We start from the raw sequence: 25,422 nt of genomic DNA, 5'->3' as shown, positions 1-25,422 counted from the left end.
GATGGGATGTGGCAACTATTTTACGATTGAAACACCATTTGCTTTCGCTATTCGGCATTGCGTTTGCATCATGTTATCTTTCCGTTCTGATCATTAGCTTTCTTTATCCATTAATTTTCAAACATAACCATGGACTCTTGGAAACGGTGCTTTCTCTTGCGCTTTTTGCACTGATTGTCATTCTTTTCTTTCTCGCTGTTTATCGGTGGCTCGCACGATTTACGGACCCGGTGATTACTAAAATTTCAGCCGGTCTATTTTTTATTATGCTGTTGTTCGAGGGCGCACTGATCATCGCTTTTCATTCGATTATGCCTCCAATTATTGATGGGGGGCACACTTATGCGGAAGCACTCTATTTACTTGCTCACGGGCACGCATCAGGAAGTATTTATTTTCAGATTTACCCGAACAATATACCGGTCACGCTGTTGCGGTACTTTCTTTACCACGTATGTGGTTTTGCACAGATAGCGAGCTATATGATTATTGATCGTACCTTTTGCGCCCTTATTTTGTTTTTTGGTATCTTTCTGTCCTGGAAGCTTGTGAGAGAATTATTTGATGCACGAATGGCCTGCATCTTTTTATTGTTTACCATGACCTGCCTGCCGCTTTTCTTATACACGATGTACTTTTACACCGACACTGCGGCAATCGCATTTCCCGTATCGCTTCTTTATCTGTGGTATCTGTACAGGAAAACAATGAAGATCCGTTACATGTTACTTTTAGGAATGACACTTGGCATCGGTTATTTGATCAGGCCAAATCTTATTCTGTTTCTTCCGGCTCTGAGCATCTATATGTTCTTTGTGTTGAAATGGAAAAAGGTGCTGATCAATCTGGCAATCATCGGCATACTTATCGGCGCATTCGGTATCGCGTCCCAAAAGATTGAACACCATTTCGGCTACGTTCCGAATGCATCATTATCCATGCCTTCGATGAACTGGATCATGCTCGGACTCTCACGTGACGGCGGTTATAATCGTTATGATTATGAGTTGATCAGGCATCAGCCTAATCAGGCGGCAAAAAAACAAGTGGCAAGCATGCACATTAAGAAGGAGACCGAAAAATACGGTTTGCCCGGGCTCATCCGTCTGTGGGGAATTAAAGCCGCCCGGACATGGGGCGTAGGCGCGCATGGCTATTACTGGTATACTCACCTCTCCAGCCATCCGACCAATGTCTATCAATATCTCTTCAATCATAAGAATCAAGTCACGCTTTTTATTATCCAAGTCTTCTACATAGTGAACATTTTTTTGCTGGTGCTATCTGTTTTTCGCTATTTCCGAACCAAAAAAGCAGACCTGAATTTGTTGATCCAGCTCTGCCTGTTCGGAAACTTTGTTTTTTACGTTTTTGTCTGGGAGGCGGAGCCCCGCTATAGCCTGCTCTTTACGCCGTTTATTCTGCTCGGCAGTATGTTCGGTTTTGAAGAACTCACACAGGCCTTAACTGTTAAAAAGGAAAAAAAATTACGTTTTGCATTACAGGGTAAAACGCTTAGGCTCATACTCACAGGAAGCCTGCTTGCGGCAGTCATCCTATGTGCATACATGGGATTTTATGCGTATACACAAATAAAATCGCCGCAAAGGACGTACATTGTCGACCAACGCTACTCGGTAGGAAACAAGGGCGCAGCTGTTGACGCGCATCATCCCATCGTTCAGACTTTTCATGCGACCGAACGATACAACCGCATTTCCTTTGGCATTCGTCGTGTAAAAAGAAAGGGAACCTATCATGTCGTTGTGACAAGAAAGCACACGGGGAAAATCATTTTTTCAAAAAGATTCCGTATTTCTAAGCCGCTCGGCCGTCTGACCTTTAAATTAAATCACGCAACTCCTGCTTCTGGAGAGGATGAAATTAGAATCTCTCAAGTAAAAGGAGAATCCGGTTCTTCCCTAATTTTCGCTATGAGCGGCAAGGGCTACGGGCAGCGCGATGCCTACCCGGGCGGCCGCTTAATACAGCGCGGCATTCATGGCAACAAAAAAGATCTCCAATTTAATGTCTATCAAACTGCGAATCAGCCTTACATCAGCGAATGCGCCTATTTATCTCTTTTTATTCTTCCTATTCTGATGCTGTTCTGTTATGCCTCTGTTGCGCTCACCATGGATGAGACGGAAGCCAGCAACAAGGATCATGAGCAGATGCAGCGTTCAAAGGCAGCGCCTGCGGTTCACGATCAGCGGTTGCCTCGAACTAATAATTTCTAAGCCATTCGTCCGAATCAATCAAACGTTTCACTTGAATCGACCTATGGACATGCAGCCCATAGAACAATAATGAACCCGAGCAGCAACGCTCTCGGGTTCATTTCATTTAGTGTGGGTGATCAGGACAATCGTGTTCTGAAATCTTCATAGTTAAATTGCTTAATGACGTGAATGCCGTCCTTGTCGTTATACGATGCAATGGCGGGCAGCGCAATCCCGTTAAATGTGTTATTTTTAACCATCGAATAAATTGCCATATCGCAAAATACAAGCCGGTCGCCAACATGAAGCGGATGATCAAAGGAGTAGTCGCCGATCACATCGCCGGCAAGGCAGGTTGGTCCGCCGAGCCGGTACGTATAGGTCCGTTCTCCCGGTTTTCCGGCATCAATAATCTCCGGTCGGTAGGGCATCTCAAGAACATCGGGCATGTGGCAGGTTGCTGAGGTGTCGAGAATCGCGATTGGCATTCCGTTCTCGAACACGTCAAGCACGGTCGAAACCAAATAACCGGTATTCAATGCGACTGCTTCCCCCGGTTCAAGGTAAACCTCGACATCATACTTTTCTTTGATCGCGGTAATACATCGTGCAAGTCGGTCGAGATCATAATCTTGGCGCGTAATATGGTGACCGCCACCGAAATTAATCCATTTCATATCTTTAAGATATTTTCCAAACTTGCGCTCTACTGCTTCGAGCGTGTGCTCAAGAGCGTCTGAATTCTGTTCGCATAGAGTATGGAAATGCAGCCCGTCAAGTCCATCCAGAGCGTCCGGATCAAAGTTTGCCTCGGTCACCCCCATGCGCGAAAACGGTGCGCACGGATCATAGAGCCCGGTTTCTACTTCCGAGTACTCCGGATTGATGCGCATCCCGCATTGAATCGCATGCGGTGCACGCTTCACCTGATCCTTAAATCGCGCCCACTGGCTGAATGAATTAAAGACGATATGGTCACTGACCTCAAGTATATCGGCAAAATCTTTTTCATCATAAGCCGGCGAGTAAATGTGCACTTCCTTACCCATCTCCTCGCGACCCAGCCGTGCTTCGTATAAAGAACTGGAAGCGACTCCGCTCAGATAGGTTCCGATCAACGGATAGAACGCGAACATTGAAAACGCCTTTTGCGCCAGCAGAATTTTGCAGCCGGTGCGATCCTGCAGCTGCTTGAGGATCTCCAGATTCTTAACAAGTAACCGTTCATCTACGAGATAACTTGGCGACGGTGCGGATGTAAAATCAATCTTCATTCATAGACCCCTTAATCAATCAGCGCCGGCGCGAAATCTTCGTGCCACGGCAAACCAAATTTATTCAATGCGTCCATAAACGGATCCGGATCGAATTCTTCGATAGTAAACACGCCCGGCCGTTTCCATTTACCAGTCATCACCATCGAAGCGCCGATCATCGCCGGAACGCCGGTTGTGTAGGAAATTGCTTGAGAACCGACCTCTTTGTAGCATTCTTGATGATCACAGACATTATAGACGTAGTAAGTGCGCGGCTTTCCGTCTTTAATGCCTTGGAAGATGCAGCCGATATTCGTTTTGCCTTTTGTTCGCGGTCCGAGCGAGGCCGGATCCGGCAATACGGCTTTCAGGAACTGCAACGGAACAATCTGTTTTCCTTCGAATTCGATTGGTTCGATCGAAGTCATTCCGACATTTTCTAAAACCTTAAGATGTGTGAGATAGCTTTGCCCAAAAGTCATCCAGAAACGGATCTTCTTAATGCCCTTGATATTGAGCGCGAGTGATTCCATTTCCTCATGATGCAGTAAATAAATATCCTTTTCACCAATTTGAGGAAAATCATAGACGGATTTAATGGACATCGGTTCGGTTTCAATAAATTTACCGTTCTCAAAGTAACTTCCGTTTGCCGTCACTTCACGGATGTTGATTTCCGGATTAAAGTTGGTCGCAAAGGGATAACCGTGATCACCGGCGTTGGCGTCAAGAATGTCAATCGAGTGAATTTCATCGAAATAATGTTTCTGCGCATATGCGGAAAATACACTCGTCACGCCAGGGTCGAATCCGCTGCCGAGCAGGGCGGTAATACCCGCTTCTTTGAAGCGTTCACGGTATGCCCACTGCCATTTATATTCAAATTTCGCGGTATCTTCCGGCTCGTAATTGGCTGTATCTACATAGTCTACTTTGGTCGCCAGACAAGCGTCCATAATCGTTAAATCTTGATAAGGCAACGCAACATTAATAACGATGTCCGGTTTCACTCGTTCAATCAGCGCAATCAATTCGGGAACATTGTTCGCGTCTACTTGCGCCGTCGTTATTTTCGTCTTTCCGCCATTAAGCTTTGCCTTAAGCGCGTCACATTTTGAAACGGTGCGGCTTGCAATACAAATTTCTTCATACACGTACGAGTTCTGACAACATTTATGTACTACAACGCCTGCAACACCGCCCGCGCCGATAATTAATGCTTTACCCAAATTAGAACGCCTCCTTAAATTTAGCCTGTCCATACAATACATGCATTATCGACAAACAAGCCTTATTCCATTTCTTCCAGCAGGTCCTTCACATAATTTGGCAATGCAAAGGCACCAACGTGAATTTTGTCATTATAATATTTGGTTTTCATGCCTCTCGCTTTCCATCCGGAGGCGTTAAAGTCCTCAACCGGATGGTATTTCTTTGACGCGAATCCGAAAAGCCAATGTCCGGATGGGTAGGTCGGTATGTGTGCTTGATAGACGCGGCTGATCGGAAACGAATCAATGATCCGTTTATGAGCGCGCTGCATGGCTACTGCGTCAACCGGATAGAACGGACTCTCATGCTGATTCACCATTGCACCGGTGTCCGTAAGTGCTTTATAGCAGTTGCCGTAAAATTCCTTCGTAAACAACCCTTCACCGGGACCGAATGGGTCGGTCGAATCCACAATGATCAGATCATATTCATCCTGTTTTGAGCGAACAAATTTAAGACCGTCGGCATAATGAATCGTTACCCGCGGATCATCCAGCTTACCGGCAGTCTGCGGCAGATATTTTTTGCATGCCTCGATGACCTGGGCGTCGATTTCCACGAGATCAATCTGCTTAATTTCAGGATAGCGAACGAGTTCACGGACCGCTCCGCCATCGCCGCCGCCAATGACGAGCACTTTTTGAACATCCGGCAGAACAGCCATCGGCACATGGACGATCATTTCATGATAGATAAATTCATCCTTCTCCGTCAGCATCATGTAGCCGTCAAGTGTCAAGAAACGACCGAACTCCAATGAGTCGAAAAGATCAATACGCTGAAACTCGCTTTGTCCGCTATAGACCTGACGATCAACCTTTATAGAAAAAGTTACGTTTTCCGTGTGCTTTTCTGTAAACCACAATTCCAATCCGATCACTCCTTCACGGTCTGTATTCGGTTCACCTGGCTGTCTTGAGTACCGGTCAAGAAACAGCCTTTTTCCTTTGCATACTGAATATACTCGAGCACTTCAGCCGTCACCTTTTCACCAGGCGCGAGAATCGGAATGCCCGGCGGATAGCACATGACAAACTCGCCGCAAATGTGGCCGAGACTCTGTTCCAACGGAGTCGGTTCGCTTTCCGCGTAAAAAGCTTCCTGCGGACCGAGCACCACTTGCGGCCGGATATACTCTTGACTAAGCATGCCTGCCCGATCCTTAGCATAGCGCCGTTTGATTTCAGACAGCGCTGAAACAAGACGCTCCAAGTCAAGAATCCGGTCGCCAATTGAGATGTAGGCAAGAATGTTGCCTATGTCGCCGAACTCAATTTGAATGTCGTACTCATCACGTAAGAGATCATATACTTCAATGCCCGCAAGCCCGACATCGAGTGTCAGTACTGAGAGCTTTGTGCGGTCGAAATCGTAAACCGAATCGCCATTAATCAATTCACGTGAATAGGCGTAGTAGCCTCCGATCTGATTAATCTCGGCGCGCGCGTATTCGGCCATTTTGGCGACCTTCTCAAAAATAGCCTTGCCTCTTAGTGCGAGATTTCTCCGTGAAATATCCAGAGAAGAAATCAACAGATAGGAACCGCTTGTTGTCTGTGTCAGATTAATGATTTGGCGCACGTAGCCTTCGCTTAATCCGTTGACAAGAAGCAGCGAGCTCTGTGTCAGAGAGCCGCCTGACTTGTGCATGCTGACTGCAGCCATGTCCGCGCCCACCGACATTGCGGAAGCCGGGAGCCCTTCACCAAAATAGAAGTGTGTGCCATGTGCTTCATCGGCGAGCACAAGCATATTATGTTGATGCGCAAGCTCAGTGATCGCCTTCAAATTGGAGCAAACACCGTAGTAAGTCGGATTATTGACCAGCACGGCCTTCGCATCCGGATTCTCCAGTATTGCCTGTTCCACATCGGCCACAGACATGCCGAGTGAGATTCCAAGTTCATGATTCACCCCAGGATTCACATAGACCGGAATGGCCCCACTCAGAATCAACGCGTTGATGGCGCTCCTGTGCACGTTGCGCGGCATGATGATCTTCTCGCCGCGCGTGCACGCGCACATTACCATACTTTGAACCGCGGATGTCGTTCCATTAACCATGAAAAAAGCATGTTTGGCGCCGAACGCCTCAGCCGCGAGCTCCTCGGCCTCTTTGATCACGGATACAGGATGGCAGAGATTGTCGAGTGGCTTCATTGAGTTAACATCCACTGTTAGGCATTTCTCGCCCAGAAATTCAGTCAGTTCTCGATTTCCCTTGCCCCGCTTATGACCCGGCACATCAAAAGGAACGACTCGCATGGATTTATAACGATTCAACGCCTCAAGCACCGGCGCACGTTCTTGTGATAAATGTGTCATATTCACTGCTCCACTAATCAAATATATTTGCCCCACTAAAGATTTCAATCATTTCTTTGCGGAGGTTATTGCTAATCTTTAGTCTCTCCTTTGGCGGTATCTCAAGCACATCACGGTTGAACAAATAATTCTGCAATTCCGGTTCTTTAATAAGCAGCTTGGTATGAAACAAGTTTGCCTGGTACACATTAATGTCCACGGCATCATATTTATCAAGCGTCTCATTATCAATATAGTTTTGGATTGAGGTCATCGGATGATCCATGAACAATTTCTTGCCGTCCATATCGCGAGTGAACCCGCGCACACGATAATCCGCCGTTATAATATCAGAGTCAAAACTGCCAATTAAGTAATTCAGCGTATTTAAAGGAGAGATTTCTCCGCAGGTCGCCACATCAATGTCGACGCGGAACGTCGCGATCGCGTTGCCGGGATGGAATTCCGGATACGTATGCACCGTCACATGGCTTTTATCCAGATGCCCGACTACGGTATCGGCATATTGGCCAAGATTGCATGAACGGTCGATTTTATCCTTGGGAAATTCCTGCTCCGCGATTAAAATAGTCACACTAGCACCTTGGGGATCATAGTCCTGCTTGCTGATGTTGAGGACATGGGCGCCGATCATTTCCGTCACTCGGCAGAGAATATGGGTCAGTCGCTCTGAATTGTACTGCTCGTCAATGTAAGTAATATAGTCTCGCTGCTCACGTTCACTTTTCGCATAGCACACATCATAAATGTTAAAGCTCAGCGACTTCGTGAGATTGTTAAAGCCGTACAATTTTAGCTTATTTTCCAACCCTATCCTCACAACCTTTCTCGGTTACTCATGATTATGACATCGCGTTTTAATAATTAAGAGGAAAAAAAGTCCATGATTAGTACTAACGAAAGAACTCGATTCATTCGCTAGTGTCGGCAAAAATCCGATAAAAATTCTATTTTAATTATATAGACAAGCGCATTTAAGTCAAGTGCTTAAATCAAAACGCAAATCGTGTTTCTTCCATTATATTGTAACAACTGTATAATCACGAAATCAACGAAAAAAGCGGCAATCAGCCGCGGGAATAATTGTCTATTAGTATAGAACTAGAGCTTTACAATTTAATTTATAGAACGCTAAGCATTTCTTCAAAAATCTTTGACCAATCCTTTGATTGCGCAAGCACTTTACGTTTGCGAATCGCTTCCGGATCATTAATTATCTTTTCCAAATGCTCGCAGACCTGAATCAATTGCCGCGGTTCCGAACTTGTGAGGCACGTATACACGGAATCTTGTTCATATTTTTTCGTTGACGGCAAATGGATGCCAACCGCTGCTTTCCCCGCGGCAAGAAACTCAAATAATTTTAATGGAAAGACCGCACTGTTATATGGAGACGATTTGTAAGGCATCAGTCCAATAGATATACGCCTCATATAATGCGGCACCTCATTCGGCGGTACAGCGCCAATCCAAATCACATTATCCCGTTCAAGCAGACGGGCGAATGCCGGCTCACCTCGTGTTCCATCCGGACCGACGAGCAGAATCTGCCATTCCGGTCTTTGTCCGGCCACTTCATTGAGCAACGCGAAATCAAGCTTCGGTTTAATTCCTCCAATATAGCCAAGCACAGTCTTCCCTGTATCACCCATGTATAGTTCTGCGTCTTCTGAAAAAAGTTGATAGTCCACACCATTTTCGATTGTTCGGACACGGTCACGTTTTTCTGCGGGAAGGTCGCGCACCGTTTCCTTGTGCAGATAGTCAGAGGTACAAAAAATCAAATCCGCTCGGTTAACAATTTGTCGTTCCGCCTGAGCGATCACCTGCCGTCTCATCTTGGCAACAAAGGACATTCGTCCGCTGATTGGAGCCGCCCACAAATCACTGCGATCATAAACGACACGGTTCCATGGAAAGAGGTCCTTCAGAACCGGGAATCCTGGAAATGTATACCATAAACAGACATGATCGTGATTGGCTAACGATTCAAGCATGCCCACAAATTCACTGAGTCGTCGTTTATGAAAAGGCGACAGGTACCGTCCGAATCGAAATGCTTTTTGCGGGAGCACATCAGTCACTGCCCACTGTTCAATTTTACCGGCTTTGCCTAACCTCCGATTGGATAATGGACGTGGCGCGGGACAAAGCCAAAATACGCGCTGCGTATCCGGACGCGACGCGAGAAATTCGGCAAGACGATGACGTCGATAACGCAAGCCGTCCTGTTTCCATGTTCCTGCGCCGATGACAACATGTATCGTCTTCAAAGCATTCGTTCCCTTCACGAGTTAAATACTGATAAAACGCTTAATGAACGCATTCGTTGCATAGTTGACAAAATACCAGCATGACGCAAGGAGCGGTAAATGTTCAACGCGTCGGTATACAAACCACGTTTTCTTAGCCGCCCTCCATTTGTTCCCTGAGAGCGATTCTTTACCGCTGATTCGGTATTCAGCCAATGTCTCATTCAGCCCGTAGGCAACAGTGCCTTTCTTCAGTAAGGACAGCCATGTCGCCAGATCCTGACGGGAGCGCAGATCAGGCATACGAAAATCGCCGATCTGTTGTCGATCAATCATCACGGTCAGACAGCCGACAATGGTATTCTTCAACATTCGTTTATAGGTCACACGGGACGGAGCGGCGATCAATTTATTCAGCAAATGTCCGTCGGCATCCATTAACTCGTACCCCGTAAAGGTGAACGCGTAGTGATGCATTTCCATAAATCGTAATTGTTCTTCAATCTTTTTCGTTTTCCAACAGTCATCGCTGTCAAGGAAAGCAATGTAACGGCCCTGAGCGAGTTCAAGCGCCCTATTTCTTGCGAATGCTGCACCACGATTCTCCTGCAAAAATAATAGTTTTATGCGGCTGTCTTTCTCCGCAGCCTCTCGCAGCAATTCGCGCGTCCGATCCGTCGACGCGTCGTCAATAATAATTAGTTCCCAATGCGGATACGTCTGTTCGCGCACAGAACGGATGGTTTTCCTAATCGTCTTCTCCGAACAAAAGGTTGGTGTGATAATGGAAACCAGTGCTTGTTCAATCGCCATGGTATTGCCGCCTCCTGCCTTATTCCTTTCTACGCACAAACTCCGGCAAAGCGGCGCCGATCATACTAAATGTGACGCCGATCATAAAGCCGAGCGCCGCTCTTTTTTTGGAAGAGAGCGCCGATACACGTGTACCGCTTCCCTTTTGGGCAGGCTCGAGCAGTTGAGCCGGTTTCATGTTCGCTTTTTCTAACTGAAGTTTATAAAGAAAGCGTGCGCGTTCAACCGTTTCATTTTCTGATGTTTTTTCCTTCTTCAAACTTTCAATAGCCTGATCAATAATCTTTTCCTTCTGATTAAATCGTGTCTGATCTTCAGCAAGAAATGCGTTCGTCACCGCATTGACGCCATCCATCGCGTCATCCGTATCTTTTCCTCGGTAGCGGATCTGAATCAAATGATTGGATAGGTCGCTGATGGTCACTTGACTTAATAGAGCCTGTTGCCGCTCATTCCACAGTTCCTGTACATGCTTTTCAAAGAATGGATCATTCGAAAGAATAATGGCCACTTGATTGGGATCGTTATACTCATCCTTCATATAGGAACCCAATTGAATCGTTGTTTGTGCCTCGAACGAAGAAGGCATTTTGCCTATCGGAACCAGCCATCCGGTAATTCCAAGAAGAATAGGCAACGCAATCACAATCCATAAATGCTTTCTTAATCGCTCTGCCACATGGTTAAACACACTCATTAATTACGACTCTCCTGACTGTTTCGATTGATGAAGAACGGACACCGTGCAGATCACAAAGCCAAGAAAAACCCAGTGAAAATACAGGTTACTGACCGAGCTCGGACTGATGCTGGAAATCAAGAACGCGATCTGAGCCGTGAGACACGTCTCCACAAGCAACCGAGTTTTTCTGCCTGCATGTAGTGAATACATCTTCATTAATGAACTAAAAAGAGCAAGATACATGGCGAGATAACCCGCGCCTATAAGAAAACCGAAATTACCCGTTATCTCTGCCAGCCAATTATGCACTTCGAAAATAGAATCCGTGTTCAGAATCGGACGGTTCTCAAGATAAACGGCAAGATTGCCGGAACCTACCCCCATGCCAAACGATTCTGTTAAATAACGCCAACTGCTTTGCAGTAAATGCACTCGGACCGAATTAGAATCCGGATTTTCATTCACCACATAGCCTGCTGTAAAGCTCCAAAAGCTCTGCCATTTTTCAAGCAGTTTTCCAAATAATACGAGCAACCCGCCGGCTGCTGCGATAAAACCCGTCCACAACACTGCCTTTTTTCTCTTTTCCGGGATCATTAAAAAGAGGTAGAAGGCGCTGCCTGCCGCTACCCCGAGCAGGCTGGCACGCGATTCGGTCAAGTAAATCAGCCAAATCGCTAATGCCGCAAGGACAAAGCAAAAGAAGCGAAGCAATCGATTCCGATAATTTCTGCCCGCCGCTAAATAAAAAAAGAATGAGATCGCAAGCAGTGTCGCGAAATCATTTTGATTCGTAAACACAGCAGTCGGGTAGGCCTGTTTGTACTCCGGTCCCCCAAATAATGTCGATGTCGGCAATTGCATACGCGCAAAATGATTGACCAGTCCGATCACGATCAGTGCCGTGCTCATCAGCAGCCAAATGCTATGAAACGCGATCATTTGCCGGACACGGGTGAATGTAAAGACAGCCAAAAAGATAAATAAAAGGCCAATTCCCAGTAGAAGCAGATATTTAACCCCCTCTACAACCGACCAAGACCAAAGTAGAGAAGTCCCGGCGTAAGCGAGCCAAAAGAGAAGGAAAAAGAGTGTTCCCTTTACCTGCATTGACTTCCACTGCACGTAGAAGCCGCCGATCTTCCCCGCATGTGCCAAAAAAACAACAGTACTGCCAATCAAAAGCAGCCGATAAACAAAAAGTGTGAAAAAACCGGTGGAAATACTGAGCAGCGCTTGATTTAAAAAGGTCGACGCAATCAGCAGATACATCATGCTTAAGAGCAGGACTTTGCTCGTCGCATGTTCTTTTAAATAGAGAAGAGCAATGACCAAAGAACTGGTCCATGCCATGACCAGAAGCATCTGAATCCACACATTTTCAATCCAATAGATACCAATTAGGGCTGCGAGCAACGCCGCGATAATTGCCATTGATTCAATGACCGCTCGACTCGCGCCTGAATGGTTTTTTCCATAAACTGATGAAGTTGCCGTCATTGTCCGCCTCCACGTTCTCGAGATTAGACAGCGGCCCGCTTTTTGCGCTTCAATGAACGCAGCGTCATTCGGAGCCCGTCTGCCAAAATGACTTTGGGTTCCCAATTCAGAAGTTCTTTCGCGCGCTGATTAGAGAGAACGCTGTGCCTGATGTCCCCGTTTCGTTTTGGCCCATAATACACATCAAGATCTGAGCCTGATACTTCCTTCATCACTTGAAAAAGATCCTTGATGCTGATTGCCGTTTGTGACGATATGTTGACGCGCAAGCTTTCTTTTACAGAAAGAGCAGCGACTACAGCGGCGGCAACATCTTTTACGAAAATAAAATCTCGTGTTTGATCTCCGTCACCATAAATCATCGGCGGCGTGCCTTTTTGAATTCGATCCGAAAAGATTGACACGACGCCGCCTTCTCCGTCTGCATCCTGACGCGGTCCATAGACATTGCTGAAACGCAGAATACCGTAGGAAAGCTGATAAAATTTTTCAAACATCTGCAAGTAATGCTCAACTGTCAATTTTGTTAATCCATAGGGTGATTCGGGATTCGTCGGATGCTGTGTGGTCACTGGAATCTCAAGTGGATTGCCATAGACAGCTGCCGATGATGAAAAGACAATCTTCTTTACATTCGCCAGTCGTGCACCGTTCATCACGTTAAGCGACCCGGTCACATTCGTGCGTTCGTCGAAAAGCGGATCGGCGACCGATTGAGAGACGCTGATCTGCGCCGCCAAGTGAACGATATAATTCGGATGAATCGCTTGAATCACATTAATAACCGCCGGATCGGCGACATCACAAATATATAAGTCAACAGGCAGATCGGCGATATTGTCCCGATGACCTGTTGAAAAGTTGTCCATGACAGCGACCGCGTAACCTTGTCTCAGCAATGCTTCAACAACATGAGAACCAATAAATCCGGCTCCGCCGGTAACCAGTACTTTTTCCATGGGAATACCTCCTGATATTCATCGTTCGTGACGTGTTTTATCGGGCGCCGTCGCCGGTCACCAATACCTTGACCGTGCGCAGCAAAATGTTCCACTCAAGCGCAGGCGATAAGTTGCGCACATACGCTAAGTCATAAACTAATTTTTCCTTTGGTGATAAATCATAACCGCCGCTGACCTGCGCAAGTCCTGTCAATCCCGGTTTCACGAGCAGCCTTTTTTTAAAGCCGGGTATCTCGTGATCAAACTTTTCTGTGAACATTGGCCGCTCAGGTCTTGGGCCAATCAGCGACATGTCCCCTTTGATAACGGAAAAGAATTGAGGGAGCTCATCAATACGTGTCTTGCGAATGAACCGGCCGACTCGAGTCACGCGCGGATCATGTGCTTCCGCCCATTTCGCGCCCGCACGCTCGGCATCCTTGCACATCGAACGGAGCTTGATCAACCGAAACGTTTTTCCACCTTTTCCGACACGTTCCTGAGCATAGAAGGGCGATCCCGGTGTCTCCAAGACAATGAGTAGTGAAAAAACAAAAACAATTGGCGCGGTAATCACCAAACCCAGAAATCCGAAGATCAGGTCAAAACCCCTCTTGATCAGAAGATACGTTTTTACGCCCTCAGGGAGAACGACGCTTGGCGGTGTCATCATCGAATAACCGCTATAAACCCCTATTTCTTTTTCCGCCTTCACATGAAACACCTCTCCAGTTCATCGATTACTTGCTCTTCAGAACTTGTTTCAATTATAGAGAACGTTTATGTAGCAATTGTGGTGGTTTATTAAAGGTTGTGTAAATATGTCCCTCGACTTTTTTAGAAATGATCACAAAGTGAGCCAATCTCCATCGTTAAGAAGAAATGGAAGAAGAATCATTTGTCCGCCGCGCCGCGCGCCATTTTCTGTAAATCGATAGGATCGAACCACTCTGAATGAGAATGACTAGTAAAAGCATGCCCAAATTTGCCAAAAGCATGAATGGGAAATGAGAAGTGTTGAGAATTCCCGCCGCTAGAAGCACGAGCATCACCGCATAATGTGTTGTTAATGGAAATCCGCTCCAGTTTTTCGCTGAGAAATAGCTTCTGCTCCAAAAAAACAGGACATAAGAAACTCCTGTTGCGAGCCCCGCACCAATTGCGCCGAAACGCGGAACAACAAGACTGTTAATGATCAGGCACGGGAGCAGTGAACATAGACTGACCCAGATATTCAGATAACTTTTACGGGAAAAAACAATGCCAAGCGTTGTGGTTTCACTGACTGTATATAAAACCGGTTGCAGGCAAAGCAAGCCAAGCAGTCCCGCCGCGGGCACGTATTGCGGAGATAAAAGCAGCATCAATTGATCTTTAAAAAGAATGACGCCGAAATAAAGAAGCGACATGAAAAGAAGTACGCCTTCGCTGACCGCGCGAAACAAGCGGATTGACTGCCCCTCGCTATGCCAACGATAAGCCGTAGGGACCCAGAAGCTGGTAAAACTGGATTGGACAACAGCGAGAACGGCCGCAACTTTAAGCGCCGCCGTGAACATGCCGATATCATAGAAACTGCCCCACACCCTCAGCGCGAGCCTTCCCGCGGAATTGAGCAAGGTGGAGGCCGATGCGGCGACAACAAGCGGCAGCCCAAAAACCAGCATGCGGCGCAGCAATACCCGGTCAAAGTGAAAGGCGCGAATTTTAAAATAGGCACGGTAACGAATGAGCAGAAACGTGTCGCCGATAATTTGACCTGCTGCAGCCGAATAAACAACTGCGAGAAAATCCGTTCGGATCATCAGAACGAAAAGTAAGGTTGCGGCTAAAACCGTCAGTTTAATAAAAATTGTAAATAAAGAATAAGCGAGCGCTTTTTCTTCCATGCGAATCGACAGCAAAATAAAACGCTCAAAGGTGATAAAGATCAGCGAAACACCCAGTAAAAGCGTAGCCGTAGACTGATCACGCGCGCCAAAAAGGAAATGAGAGGTCGCGCCAAGATTAAAAGCAATCATGACTAATAAAAATAAGGCGAACAGGAGCGGCAGCAGCAGCGCGTGCAAAAAAAGTGCTTCCCGGTCCTTCACCTCATTAAATTCTCTGGTATATGCTTGATCGATGCCCAGGTATTGAACAGTGGACAGCATGGTTAGCGTGAGTGCAAACATGCTCGCCTTGCCGTATTCGGCCGGCGACACAAAATGCGTCGTCACCGGAATCGTAATAAAAGCGATCAGCGCGCCACCGGCAGGGCCAATTGAAAAAGCGAGCAGTCGTTTAATAAATGCTTTCATTTTGCCCTCTTTTCATTGAAGAGCTTAATCAGCTCCGCATTTAACTTTTGACTGTTAAATTCCGTCTTAATCGTTTGACGCGCGTTCTGCGTGATCCGGCTCCATTTCTCAGGTGAACGAATAAGCTGCTCCAATACATCCGCAAGTGCATCTGAATTTTTCTCGGGAACGAGGCAGCCGTTCTCTCCGTCGTGGATGAGCTCGGGAATGCCGCTGTGTACGGTAGAAACAACGATTTTCCTCATCGCCATCGCTTCCATCAATTGCACCGGTATCCCTTCCATATCTCCATCACTCGCAGTGATGCTCGGAGCAAGCACAATCTGCGCATCCGTCATCAGTTCAATCCATTCGTTTTGCGTTTTCCACCCAAGCAGACGAATTTGCCGCGTCAGCTTATTTTTTTCAATTTGGTTTTGAAGCTTGTCCTTCAAGGGACCGTCACCCACGATAAAATAACGGACGGCGTACCCTTTCGTAATTAATTGACCGACAGCTTCGATGCCATATTCCAATCCTTTCTTCTCAACCAAACGGGCCGCTGAAACGAGGATCACCGGTTTCGTCAGCTGTGCAGGATGACTGCCAAAGCGAAGCAAATCAATCCCCATGTGGTGCACGATGACTCGGGACGAATCCGCGCCGAGTTCAATACACCGTCTGCGCCAGAAATCACTAATTGGCAGAATGAGTGAGGGCGAACGGAATAAATCTTGATACGCATTCCTCCCCGTTTGCTTTACATAGCGCAACATGTCATAGCCATGAAAAAAGGTGAACAGTTTTCCGTTAAGCAAACCCATCTCGATGCATTTCTGCGCAAGCAGTCCGTTCGGCCCGAAATGCGCCACAATAATCGCACGATCCGTCAAATCTACTTGATTGAGCGTACGCACGAGCAGAATCAAGTTCGGCATTTTGCACAGATTCTTGAATGATACCGCTCCTTTGTACTGTCGATTAAAGATACGGGTAACCATGTGCGCGCATAGTGCTCGGCCGAACGCCAAAACCTTATTACATCGATTCTCCGAATGCGCCGCATCGCCATAATAAACGACATGTTTGAGCAGATCATAATTCAGGACATCCGGATGAACTTTTGATCCGCCATCACTTTTCTTAGCGAGAATCGTCACCTCATGTCCGGCATCAATCAGCCCCGTGATTTGACTTAATATGAACGTCTGAGAGAGCTTTGGAAACTCTCCGACGAGAAACAGAATCTTCATCCGACTTCTCCATCAACTTATGACTTTCGGCGCGCCGCATTACCTGCTGATTTCAGGAACTACATCCGGTCGGCCGATGGAATAATACTCGATAGTCGCCTTACGTGCCACAGGAATTGGGTAACAATTCCGTCCGTCGAACACGATCGGCGTGCGCATGAGCCGGACATAGGTCTCCGGGTTCATGCGCTTAATATCCGGCCAATCGGTAATGATCACCGCGCAGTCCGCGCCACTCAACGATTCAGCGACATTTTTTGTATAAGCCACCGGCTCACTGATCCACCTTGCGCCTTGATTTGCGGCGATTGGATCATAGCAGACGACATCCGCGCCGAGTTCAACCAGTTTCGGTATCATAACAAGCGCCGGCGATTCGCGAAGATCATCAGTGTTCGGTTTGAATGCGAGACCAAGCACAGCGATTCGTTTGTCATGTAGAGAGCCGAATCGCGCCACCATTTTTTCGATCAAGAGGCATTGTTGATGATTGTTGACCTCAATGACTGACTTCAGCAAATTGAAGTCGTGGTGATGGTTGCCCGCAAGCTGCACCAACGCATTGGTATCCTTAGGAAAACAAGAGCCGCCATAGCCGATGCCCGCCTTTAAAAATGCGTTTCCAATACGGTGGTCGAGTCCCATCCCCTTGGAAACTTCCTCAACATCCGCGCCTAATTTCTCACAAAGATTTGCAATCTCGTTAATAAAACTTATTTTTGTCGCCAGGAACGCATTCGAGGCGTATTTGATCATCTCGCTGCTGAACAAATCCGTTTTCACTACCGGAATGCCAAACGGCGCGTTGATTTCTTCCAACACATGGGCAGTTTCATAATCTTCAGTCCCAATAATAATTCGGTCCCCATGGAATGTATCGTGAATCGCCGAACCTTCTCTGAGAAATTCCGGATTAGAAGCGATTTTAATCGAGACGCCGGGACGAGTATGCTGCATCATCAAACGCTTAATTCGTTGGTTTGTGCCAACTGGAACCGTGCTTTTAATGACTACAATTACCGATTTTTGTATATGCTCAGCGACATCCAGCGCTGCCTGCTCCACATACTGCAAATTCGCCGAACCATCCGCGCGCTGAGGGGTTCCGACCGCTAGATAAACAGCTTCCGCGCCTTCCAGACCCGCACGATGCTGATCAGTAAAGCGCAAGCGATTGCGTTGCTGATTTTTCAGCATCATATCGCCAAGCCCTGGTTCATATATTGTTGGAATTCCTTGATTGAGTTCCTCGATTTTTCGTGGATCAACATCAATACATGTGACCGTATGACCAATTTCAGAAAGTGCAACACCTGTCACCAATCCAACATACCCTGTACCTATGACTGCGATCTTCATATGTGTCCCCTCACATTCTGCCTCTTTAATTACTAAAATATCCTTGAATAATGGAAATCATGCATTGGTTCTCATTATGACTTTCACACGTAAAGAGAATATTAAGGAAACACTTAGATTCAGTTAAGTTTTCATCACCGGATGGCGCTCGGAATTTTTTTGTTTTTGTTAGACTCCTCTTACAGGAAATGACGGAGAGCTTTAATCGTTTCGTTTCCTTTCAAAAAAAAGCCGCTTTCTCATGTTCGAGAAAACGGGCTTTACTGTTCAATAAACTCTCCATATTTGAGCATTCTGAAATAATAACCGAAGTCGCTGCTTTGGCCGAATAAATTTGTTCTGCGAAAACGGACGCGCGCGTCATCTTCAGGAAGCTCGTTATAACGGACGATTTCTAGATTATGACTCAGTGAAAAGGCATTAACCGCATCCCGGATGGAGACAGCCTCAACGATTTTCTTCGGCAGCCGAAAAGTAATCGGAATCGTGCGCTTGCCATCATATTCTTCATAGATCGCGTATCGGTTGCTCATCATTATCCTCCCGTGACTGTTCGTTTTCCTATCGTTTTCCTGTGTCTTTACTCATCCTGCGCTAATAGATCCAAAACATACGCACCAGATGATGTATTCAAAGGAAAATCAGCATTAATAGCATGGTTTCGCAAATGAATCAGCCGCGTTCCCGCTTCACTGATCAGTTCATAGTCATGTGTAATCACCAAAAAGATTCTGCCTTTCTCCGCTTCTCTTTTTAGACACTCCGCGACCTGTTTCAGATTCTTCCAATCAAGACCAGATGTCGGTTCATCAAGAATGATCACGGAAGCGTTACTCATCAATGCGACAGCGAGCGTTACACGCTGCTTTTCACCACCGGACAATGTAGACGGATGCCGATCCCGAAGCGCCCACAGTTCAAGATCGCGCAGAATTCGCTCCGCTTTTCGGTCCATCTCCTTGACGTGTCGAACACCTACAAACAGCTCCTCCCACACACTCTCGCCAAATAATTGGTAATCTGCCTCCTGCATGACGTACCAGACTAATCGGCTTCTTTTCCTGCGCGAAGCAAGCATTCCATCAACGGAAATCATTCCCTCGCTATTCTTGGAGAGACCACAAAGGACACGTGCCAGGCTCGTCTTTCCGATTCCATTCGCTCCGGTCAGCATCACGAGCTCACCGGAGCGAATGGAAAGATCAAGATCGCGTAAAAGCGGGTCAGCACCGCCCCACCCGTTAACCGTCAGATGACCCAGTGTCAGAATGTGCCCGCCGTGTTGTTCCCCCAATCGAAACGCGCGTGTATCCCAGTTTAGATTGGTGTGGCGAAGCCCTAATCCTGCGAGCTGTTCCGATGACAGATTTGCCAGCTCGTCTCTCGAATAACTGCGCACCGCCCGGCCGTCGTTCACATACACCATACGGTCCAATAGGCCTATCAAATAGTGCAGACGATGTTCTGCCAGTACAATTGTGTGCCCTTCCGCTTTCCATCTCATTAGCAGTGCAGTCAATTCCGCTGTCGCTGTCGCATTCAAATTTGCAGAGGGTTCATCAAGCACGTATATTTTCTGCCGCGCGACGCGAACAGAAGCGATCGCTACCTTCTGCTTTTCCCCGCTGGATAACGTCATAATCCGATGATCCAGCAGGGGGATCAATCCTTGTTCCTCTGCCGCCTGTTGAATACGTTTTTCAATTTGTCGCGGTTCCATTCCGAAATTTTCGCAATAAAAAGCGAGCTCGTCCTTTACCACCGATGCAAAAAATTGGCTGCGCGGATCCTGGAACACACTGCCCACAAGTTCTGAGCGATCCCACGAATGCATCTTTTCAATCGGAGCATGGTCTATTTCGGCTTCCCCGTCGACCGTCAATGCGTCGTCCATATAAATCAATCCGTTAATCAGACGAATCACCGTTGATTTGCCGCCGCCACTTGGACCGGAGAGCACGACCAGTTCACCCGGCGCAACGGTTAGTGAGAAATTGCTCAGAATAGGCGCGCCTTGATACGTACGTACAGCAACATTTTTTAGCTCAATCATGATGTAACCTGCTCTTTCATTAACAATAATCAGCTATCTTGCTCGCAGCAGTGCCGCTGCGAGCACAAATAACAGAAAAAGGATCAGATAATCGGCGAGCTGAAATTTGATCACATGCAGCGACGTGCGCCTCTGCGGTGCCTCTGCGCCTCGCGTCACCGCAGACGCCGTCAACTCATCGGAAATTTTCAGCAAGCGCGTCATGAGCGGAACGAGGACATACTCAAAGGCACGCCATGGATGTGTCCACCCGGTTCTGCTGAAGAAAGAAACATCTCTTTGCACCATAACCTCATGAATGGCACGGATTTCCATTCCGGCAATGGGGATAAAGCGCAGGCTGACAGCAAAAGCAATGCTAATGGTTTTTGGAACTCTCCAATAAGCAAGCGCCGCCATAAGCTGACCGGTAGGCGTCCGTGCAAGTACCTCTCCGGCAAGCAAAGCCGGAAGAAAACAGACGATAAAGTAGGAAATAAATGCCATACTCACAAAAACGATGTTGTGTGTCTCAGAGGCAAGATAATCAAATAGAAAATAGAACAGAAGGACCAATAAATAAAAGAACAGTGACCGGCGCGATCCATTAAGAATCGCGTAACCGGCCATGGCCGCAACAAGAAGCAGCAATTGGTCAACGCTTGATCCGAAGATGAGAAAGCCGGTGACCAGCACAACAATGACTTTGGTTCGCGGATCAAGTGCTATCCGTTTAGTCATTAATCCGCAGAATTCCCGACTTGACAAAATGCTTGCGCAACAACTTCGCGCCGACATAGGCGCCGATCACAGATCCTGCGAATGTCAGAATGAACAGAAGCGTGAGCGTAATCGGATTAAAATAAATAGCCATCATTTTGCTGATTTGTCCTGCCGTATACCCGTGAACACCTTGAGGATTATAGTTGCCGATAATCCACAAAATCGCCGCAGGATGAAGAGCCTTAAAACTCAGAAAGACGCTGCAAGAAAGACCAGCTCGGAACACATTGCGGTATCCTTTTCCTCTTGGTATCATCATCACTTCGCCAACCAATCCGACCAATACATAGAAAAGCAGCATATGCGGCAGTCCGGCGAGCAGAAAGATCAATCCATACAGGATACTGTGCAGGAGGATGGTCCCCCTTTTCGCTACTTTTAAGACCATCAGCAAAAAAAGCGGTGCCGTCAAAAATGAAATAATCGCACCGGATACGAGTGTTGCCGCTCCGGCAGTCATAAAACTCAAGACACCCAGTACCTTTGAAAGCGCGCTGCCGATCATCATGATTACGGCAGTGAAGATGGCAATGGTCACAACATCGCGAACGCTCCAAAATCTTTTTTTCATAATGAACCCTCTCAATTCCATTTATCTAATTTTCGTTACTGTTCTGTCCTGTACATCGTAAACGGTGTCGGTCATGTTCAGTGCGGATTGCCGATGAGAGACCAAAATCATTGTCTTCCCATCGAATTCCTCACGTAGTGCATGTAAAATGATTCGTTCATTTAATCGATCCACATTGCTGGTCGGCTCATCGAGAAGTACCAACTCGCTCTTGCGTACCAACAACCGCGCCAGAGCCAGCCTTTGACGTTCACCTGTTGATAATCTCTTGATTGCCCCTTTGGCATTTTGCGAATCACAAGAATTGACAATGGGATCAATGGAACACAAGCCAGAAGAACAACCGCAACTACCCAATTAAATGTGCACAAAACAATAAAAATAGTCGGCGGGACAAGCAGTGTGTTGAACACCTGAGGAATGTAGCGGCCAAAATAAGCGTTCAATTGGTCAATGCCGTCCCCTGCTGTTTGAACAAGTTCCGAGGTAGAAAACAATGTGCGGGTCTTCATATCCTGTCACCTTTTCATAGAGGGTCCGTCTCAGAATACTTCTCGCCCTATTTGAATAACGAGCCGCATAACCAACCATCCGACTGTTTGTCCACATTCGAGCGATAATAAGTACAATCAATGCAAGAAAAGCTACCCAATTAGAATGGTACGTAGGAAAAACGCCACAAGCAGCAAACTAGCGATATAAAAAACAGCGCTTAAATAACTGTTCAGCACGCTGATGAACAACCATTTTCTCGCACCCTGTGTCATACGGAGCAGTCTCTTGTTGATCAAAGCGAACAACCACCCTTCCGTTCATCCGCAATCCCCTGTCTTTACCCGAAATCTGACGGATCATAGGCGCGGTTCGAAAAATCTTAATCTATCCTCTACTATACATGATTCAGCCATTGTTATAAATGAAAATGTATATCAATTGGCATTCGTATCGTTATTTAAATTTCGATTCATGCCCCTGTATGAAAAGAATCGATTAACGGAATACTATCTAGTGAACATTGGGCTGAAAGGTACAGGTTGACCTGTTGAAAAATCTATGAATAATCTAATTAAAAAGTTTATTGGATTCTCGTTGGGACCGTTCATCGGCGCACTGATCTCATTCATTACCATTCCCGTGACCACCTATTATATTTACCCCGCCGAATACGGAAAAGCGAGCATGTTCTTACTCTTCCAGACGATCGTCGGCACATTTCTCTTTCTCGGCATCGATCAAGCCTACACACGCGAATACCATGACGTGCGTGACAAAACAAACCTTCTGCAAAACGCGATGCTTCTTCCAATAACTTTGGCGCTGCTCGTTCTGCTTGCCACGCTGCTTTTTCCTCAGCCCTTGTCCCAACTCCTTTTCGGGAACAGAAATGATACACTTCCGACCATTCTTTTTGGTGTGATGACGTTATTCATGGTCTTAGAACGGTTCCTGATGCTCTATGTACGCATGCAGGAAAAAGCATTCGAATACTCCATGCTGACAATTATGGTCAAAACCGCCGTGCTCATTTTGACTTTGATTTTCATTTTTTTCATTCGTCGTGATTTCCTGACTGTCGTTTACGCCACAGTATTCGGTCAAATACTCGGAGATGTGTGGCTCTTTTGGCGCTACCGGGAACTACTCAAATTGAAAGGATTCACCATTGATCATGCACTATTGAAAACGTTAGTCAGATTTGGTCTGCCGATTGTCATTGCCACTTCGCTTTCCAGTTTTCTCGGGGGGTTGGATCGACTCGCGCTTCGACTTTGGAGTGACTTTGATCAGATCGGTATTTTTTCAGCAACTTTAAAAATTGCCGCCGTGCTCTCTGTTGTTCAAACTGGCTTTACCAGTTTCTGGGTACCAACCGCCTACCGATGGTACTCAGAGAATCGACCGGACACTTATTTCAAGATCGTCAGCGATACAATCTTGCTGGTGATGTCACTGCTTGCGGCCGGTATTTTTCTTTTTAAAAGCGCCATTATTTACATTCTCTCGGACAATTACAGCGGCGCACAATATCTGATCGGTTTCCTTTGTCTGCAACCTCTGATTTACACCGTGAGTGAGACGACCTGTCTTGGCATTGTCTTTTCCAAAAAAAGTTATTTGAACATTTGGGTGGGGATCTCTGCACTGATTCCGGCCATCATTCTTGATATTCTGCTTGTTCCGCCGCTCGGTGCGGCTGGTGCGGCTATTTCCACCGCGGTTGCATTTTTATTCTTTTTCGGCGTACGCACCTTTTTCTCAGAAAAGTACTGGATCAAGTTCTCGGTAGCCAAACACTACATGGTGTTCTTTGTTCTGCTCGTCGGCGCATTTCTGAATCTCTTCGCATTTCCCGGAATCACTCTAGTCAACAGCGCGCTTCTGCTGCTGATCATCACCATTCAGCACAGCACCGTTCGCAGGTTATGGACGATTTGGAAACAGCACAGGCAGTCTGAGGAGGAGCATCAATGAAAATCGCGATTATTTGCACGGAAAAACGGCCGGTGCCCGCCGTTCAAGGTGGCGCAGTGGAAACGTTAGTCGATATGCTGATCAAGGATAATGAACAAAATCCCCAGGTTGAATTTGACGTGTATTCTGTAGAGAATCCATCCGCTAAACGGCAAAGCGAGCAATTTCAGCACACGCGTTTTTTTTATATCCGAACAAAGGACCCGTTCAAGCATTTACGTGATATAGCGAACCGGCTATTCTCTAAATGTCATGTATCGTTTTATTCTCACGCGTTCCTTACTCGGACGATTCGCAAGCTGAAGCATCAGAAATATGATTGGATCATTATCGAAAATCGGCCGCGCTTCATCAAATCGCTGCGCAGACATCTGGGCAGCGAGACGCGCATTGCACTGCATCTGCATAACGATACGTTGAATAAAGAGTGTTATGGGGCGCGCTCAATCATTCATATGTGCGATCGTGTGCTTTCAGTCAGCAGCTACATCAATAAACGCGTGCAGGCAGCCGCATCCGAACACGACAAATGGAAAGCGCGTGTTCTCTACAACCGGATTGATACCGCATTGTTCCGTCCATCCTATGACGACCGCTCCTCAAGCAGAATCCGTAAACAGTGCGGTATAACGGAAAATCGGCAAGTTGTGCTCTATTATGGACGATTGAACGTTGGAAAAGGCGTGCTGGAACTGATAAAAGCCTTTGCGCATGCACGACTAGTCACGCCGGCACTTTATTTAGTATTGCTTGGCAACTATCCGCATAAAAAAGATCAAAAGAAAATTCAGCCGGCGCTCGATTTACTTCCAATGGATTCTTATTTGCTTATGGATTATATCAACCATAATGAATTGCCGGCATACCTCTCCATCGCCGACATGATCGCGCTCCCTTCGCTTTGCAATGAAGCGTTTGGTTTAACAATCGCCGAATCGATGCTCCTCGGGAAAACCGTTATTACAACCAATGCCGGTGCCATTCCTGAACTGATTGGCACAGGAACAGGGGTTGTGGTCCAAACGGGAAGCAATATCGACATGCGTTTGACCGATGCCCTGCTGCGCTGCGCGGCTCACCCGGAATTACGCAATCAGCTTGGTGCAAATGCTCGAAAAGCCGCACTGCATCGGTTCCGAGCCGACGGCTACCTAAAAGAGTTACTGAAAAGGCTGAACTAAGGTTTGATTCAGCACCTTATCCAGAAATGGACACCGAGCTCGAGCTTTATCCCGGCAAGTCGGGACTTAATCAGGAAAAATCGGCATTTAATCTGGGAAAAATCCGGGACTATCCCGGAAAACTGTGGCCTTATCCGGGAATGGACACCGATCTTGAGCTTTATCCCAGCAAGTCGGGACTTAATCAGGAAAACTTGGCATTTAATCCGGGATAAATCCGGGACTATCC

General features: G+C 46.8%; 25 protein-coding genes. 4 read left to right on the top strand and 21 right to left on the bottom strand.

What is annotated here, in order from left to right:
- Positions 1-8 precede the first annotated feature (8 nt).
- Positions 9-2,240 (top strand): glycosyltransferase family 39 protein, encoded by a 2,232-nt coding sequence (locus BM003_RS10120; RefSeq protein ID WP_093672714.1) that lies wholly within the window; start codon positions 9-11, stop codon positions 2,238-2,240.
- Between the two features lie 119 nt (positions 2,241-2,359).
- On the opposite strand, the gene nspC is transcribed toward BM003_RS10120, so the two are convergent.
- The 21 genes from nspC to BM003_RS18110 all read right to left on the bottom strand — a co-directional run bounded on the left by nspC (position 2,360) and on the right by BM003_RS18110 (position 22,356).
- The gene (gene nspC / locus BM003_RS10115) at positions 2,360-3,496 is read right to left on the bottom strand and encodes a carboxynorspermidine decarboxylase (protein WP_093672712.1); all 1,137 of its coding nucleotides are present in this window, start codon (positions 3,494-3,496) and stop codon (positions 2,360-2,362) included.
- A gap of 11 nt (positions 3,497-3,507) precedes the next feature.
- Positions 3,508-4,707 (bottom strand): saccharopine dehydrogenase family protein, encoded by a 1,200-nt coding sequence (locus BM003_RS10110; RefSeq protein ID WP_093672710.1) that lies wholly within the window; start codon positions 4,705-4,707, stop codon positions 3,508-3,510.
- A gap of 62 nt (positions 4,708-4,769) precedes the next feature.
- Positions 4,770-5,621 (bottom strand): polyamine aminopropyltransferase, encoded by an 852-nt coding sequence (gene speE / locus BM003_RS10105; RefSeq protein WP_093672708.1) that lies wholly within the window; start codon positions 5,619-5,621, stop codon positions 4,770-4,772.
- A gap of 5 nt (positions 5,622-5,626) precedes the next feature.
- On the bottom strand, positions 5,627-7,075 hold the full coding sequence (locus BM003_RS10100) for an aminotransferase class I/II-fold pyridoxal phosphate-dependent enzyme (RefSeq protein WP_093672706.1): 1,449 nt from the start codon (positions 7,073-7,075) through the stop codon (positions 5,627-5,629).
- Between the two features lie 13 nt (positions 7,076-7,088).
- Positions 7,089-7,883 carry an adenosylmethionine decarboxylase gene (gene speD / locus BM003_RS10095; RefSeq protein ID WP_218143241.1) on the bottom strand — a complete coding sequence of 265 codons (795 nt, stop codon included), beginning with the start codon at positions 7,881-7,883 and terminating at the stop codon, positions 7,089-7,091.
- A 313-nt stretch (positions 7,884-8,196) separates the two neighbouring features.
- On the bottom strand, positions 8,197-9,348 hold the full coding sequence (gene tuaH / locus BM003_RS10090) for a teichuronic acid biosynthesis protein TuaH (protein ID WP_245734195.1): 1,152 nt from the start codon (positions 9,346-9,348) through the stop codon (positions 8,197-8,199).
- Between the two features lie 21 nt (positions 9,349-9,369).
- Entirely contained in the window at positions 9,370-10,140 is a 771-nt protein-coding gene (gene tuaG, locus BM003_RS10085; RefSeq protein WP_093672700.1) for a teichuronic acid biosynthesis protein TuaG, read from the bottom strand.
- 19 nt (positions 10,141-10,159) lie between these two features.
- Positions 10,160-10,837, bottom strand: coding sequence for a GumC domain-containing protein (locus tag BM003_RS10080; RefSeq protein ID WP_093672698.1), 678 nt, complete (start codon positions 10,835-10,837; stop codon positions 10,160-10,162).
- Between the two features lie 3 nt (positions 10,838-10,840).
- Positions 10,841-12,322, bottom strand: a complete 1,482-nt coding sequence (tuaE, locus tag BM003_RS10075) for a teichuronic acid biosynthesis protein TuaE (RefSeq protein ID WP_093672696.1) — start codon at positions 12,320-12,322, stop codon at positions 10,841-10,843.
- 23 nt (positions 12,323-12,345) lie between these two features.
- On the bottom strand, positions 12,346-13,281 hold the full coding sequence (locus BM003_RS10070; protein ID WP_093672694.1) for an NAD-dependent epimerase/dehydratase family protein: 936 nt from the start codon (positions 13,279-13,281) through the stop codon (positions 12,346-12,348).
- Positions 13,282-13,318: 37 nt separating this feature from the next.
- Positions 13,319-13,936: a sugar transferase gene (locus BM003_RS10065; protein ID WP_177184747.1), complete on the bottom strand. Its 618-nt coding sequence runs from the start codon at positions 13,934-13,936 to the stop codon at positions 13,319-13,321.
- 199 nt (positions 13,937-14,135) lie between these two features.
- Entirely contained in the window at positions 14,136-15,563 is a 1,428-nt protein-coding gene (locus tag BM003_RS10060; protein ID WP_093672690.1) for a lipopolysaccharide biosynthesis protein, read from the bottom strand.
- Entirely contained in the window at positions 15,560-16,795 is a 1,236-nt protein-coding gene (locus tag BM003_RS10055) for a glycosyltransferase (RefSeq protein ID WP_093672688.1), read from the bottom strand. The genes BM003_RS10060 and BM003_RS10055 overlap by 4 nt, the downstream gene beginning before the upstream one ends.
- Positions 16,796-16,834: 39 nt before the next feature.
- The gene (locus BM003_RS10050) at positions 16,835-18,154 is read right to left on the bottom strand and encodes a UDP-glucose dehydrogenase family protein (protein WP_093672686.1); all 1,320 of its coding nucleotides are present in this window, start codon (positions 18,152-18,154) and stop codon (positions 16,835-16,837) included.
- Between the two features lie 260 nt (positions 18,155-18,414).
- Positions 18,415-18,687 carry a hypothetical protein gene (locus BM003_RS10045; RefSeq protein ID WP_093672684.1) on the bottom strand — a complete coding sequence of 91 codons (273 nt, stop codon included), beginning with the start codon at positions 18,685-18,687 and terminating at the stop codon, positions 18,415-18,417.
- 47 nt (positions 18,688-18,734) lie between these two features.
- Positions 18,735-20,207, bottom strand: a complete 1,473-nt coding sequence (locus BM003_RS10040; RefSeq protein ID WP_093672682.1) for an ABC transporter ATP-binding protein — start codon at positions 20,205-20,207, stop codon at positions 18,735-18,737.
- A 33-nt stretch (positions 20,208-20,240) separates the two neighbouring features.
- Positions 20,241-20,927 (bottom strand): energy-coupling factor transporter transmembrane component T, encoded by a 687-nt coding sequence (locus tag BM003_RS10035; protein ID WP_177184743.1) that lies wholly within the window; start codon positions 20,925-20,927, stop codon positions 20,241-20,243.
- Entirely contained in the window at positions 20,920-21,540 is a 621-nt protein-coding gene (locus BM003_RS10030; protein ID WP_177184742.1) for an MptD family putative ECF transporter S component, read from the bottom strand. Before BM003_RS10030 ends, BM003_RS10035 begins: the two co-directional genes overlap by 8 nt.
- Before the next feature lie 21 nt (positions 21,541-21,561).
- The gene (locus BM003_RS17855) at positions 21,562-21,780 is read right to left on the bottom strand and encodes a P-loop NTPase family protein (protein ID WP_425441048.1); all 219 of its coding nucleotides are present in this window, start codon (positions 21,778-21,780) and stop codon (positions 21,562-21,564) included.
- Positions 21,702-22,052, bottom strand: coding sequence for an ABC transporter transmembrane domain-containing protein (locus BM003_RS17850; RefSeq protein WP_093672676.1), 351 nt, complete (start codon positions 22,050-22,052; stop codon positions 21,702-21,704). Before BM003_RS17850 ends, BM003_RS17855 begins: the two co-directional genes overlap by 79 nt.
- 178 nt (positions 22,053-22,230) lie before the next feature.
- Positions 22,231-22,356 carry a hypothetical protein gene (locus tag BM003_RS18110; protein WP_281242892.1) on the bottom strand — a complete coding sequence of 42 codons (126 nt, stop codon included), beginning with the start codon at positions 22,354-22,356 and terminating at the stop codon, positions 22,231-22,233.
- 237 nt (positions 22,357-22,593) lie between these two features.
- On the opposite strand from BM003_RS18110, the gene BM003_RS10015 reads away from it, so the two are divergent.
- The 3 genes from BM003_RS10015 to BM003_RS10005 are packed head-to-tail and all read left to right on the top strand — an operon-like array spanning position 22,594 to position 25,408.
- The gene (locus BM003_RS10015) at positions 22,594-24,012 is read left to right on the top strand and encodes a lipopolysaccharide biosynthesis protein (protein WP_093672674.1); all 1,419 of its coding nucleotides are present in this window, start codon (positions 22,594-22,596) and stop codon (positions 24,010-24,012) included.
- Entirely contained in the window at positions 24,009-25,193 is a 1,185-nt protein-coding gene (locus tag BM003_RS10010; protein WP_093672672.1) for a glycosyltransferase family 4 protein, read from the top strand. The genes BM003_RS10015 and BM003_RS10010 overlap by 4 nt, the downstream gene beginning before the upstream one ends.
- 26 nt (positions 25,194-25,219) lie before the next feature.
- A complete protein-coding gene (locus tag BM003_RS10005; RefSeq protein WP_093672670.1) occupies positions 25,220-25,408 on the top strand; it encodes a hypothetical protein in 189 nt (62 codons plus the stop codon).
- The last annotated feature ends 14 nt before the right edge of the window (positions 25,409-25,422 follow it).

The sequence above is a fragment of the Sporolactobacillus nakayamae genome, from assembly GCF_900113325.1.
Lineage (GTDB): Bacteria > Bacillota > Bacilli > Bacillales > Sporolactobacillaceae > Sporolactobacillus > Sporolactobacillus nakayamae.
Note: the sequence above shows the minus strand (reverse complement) of the source record. Positions and strands in the feature narration are given on the sequence as shown.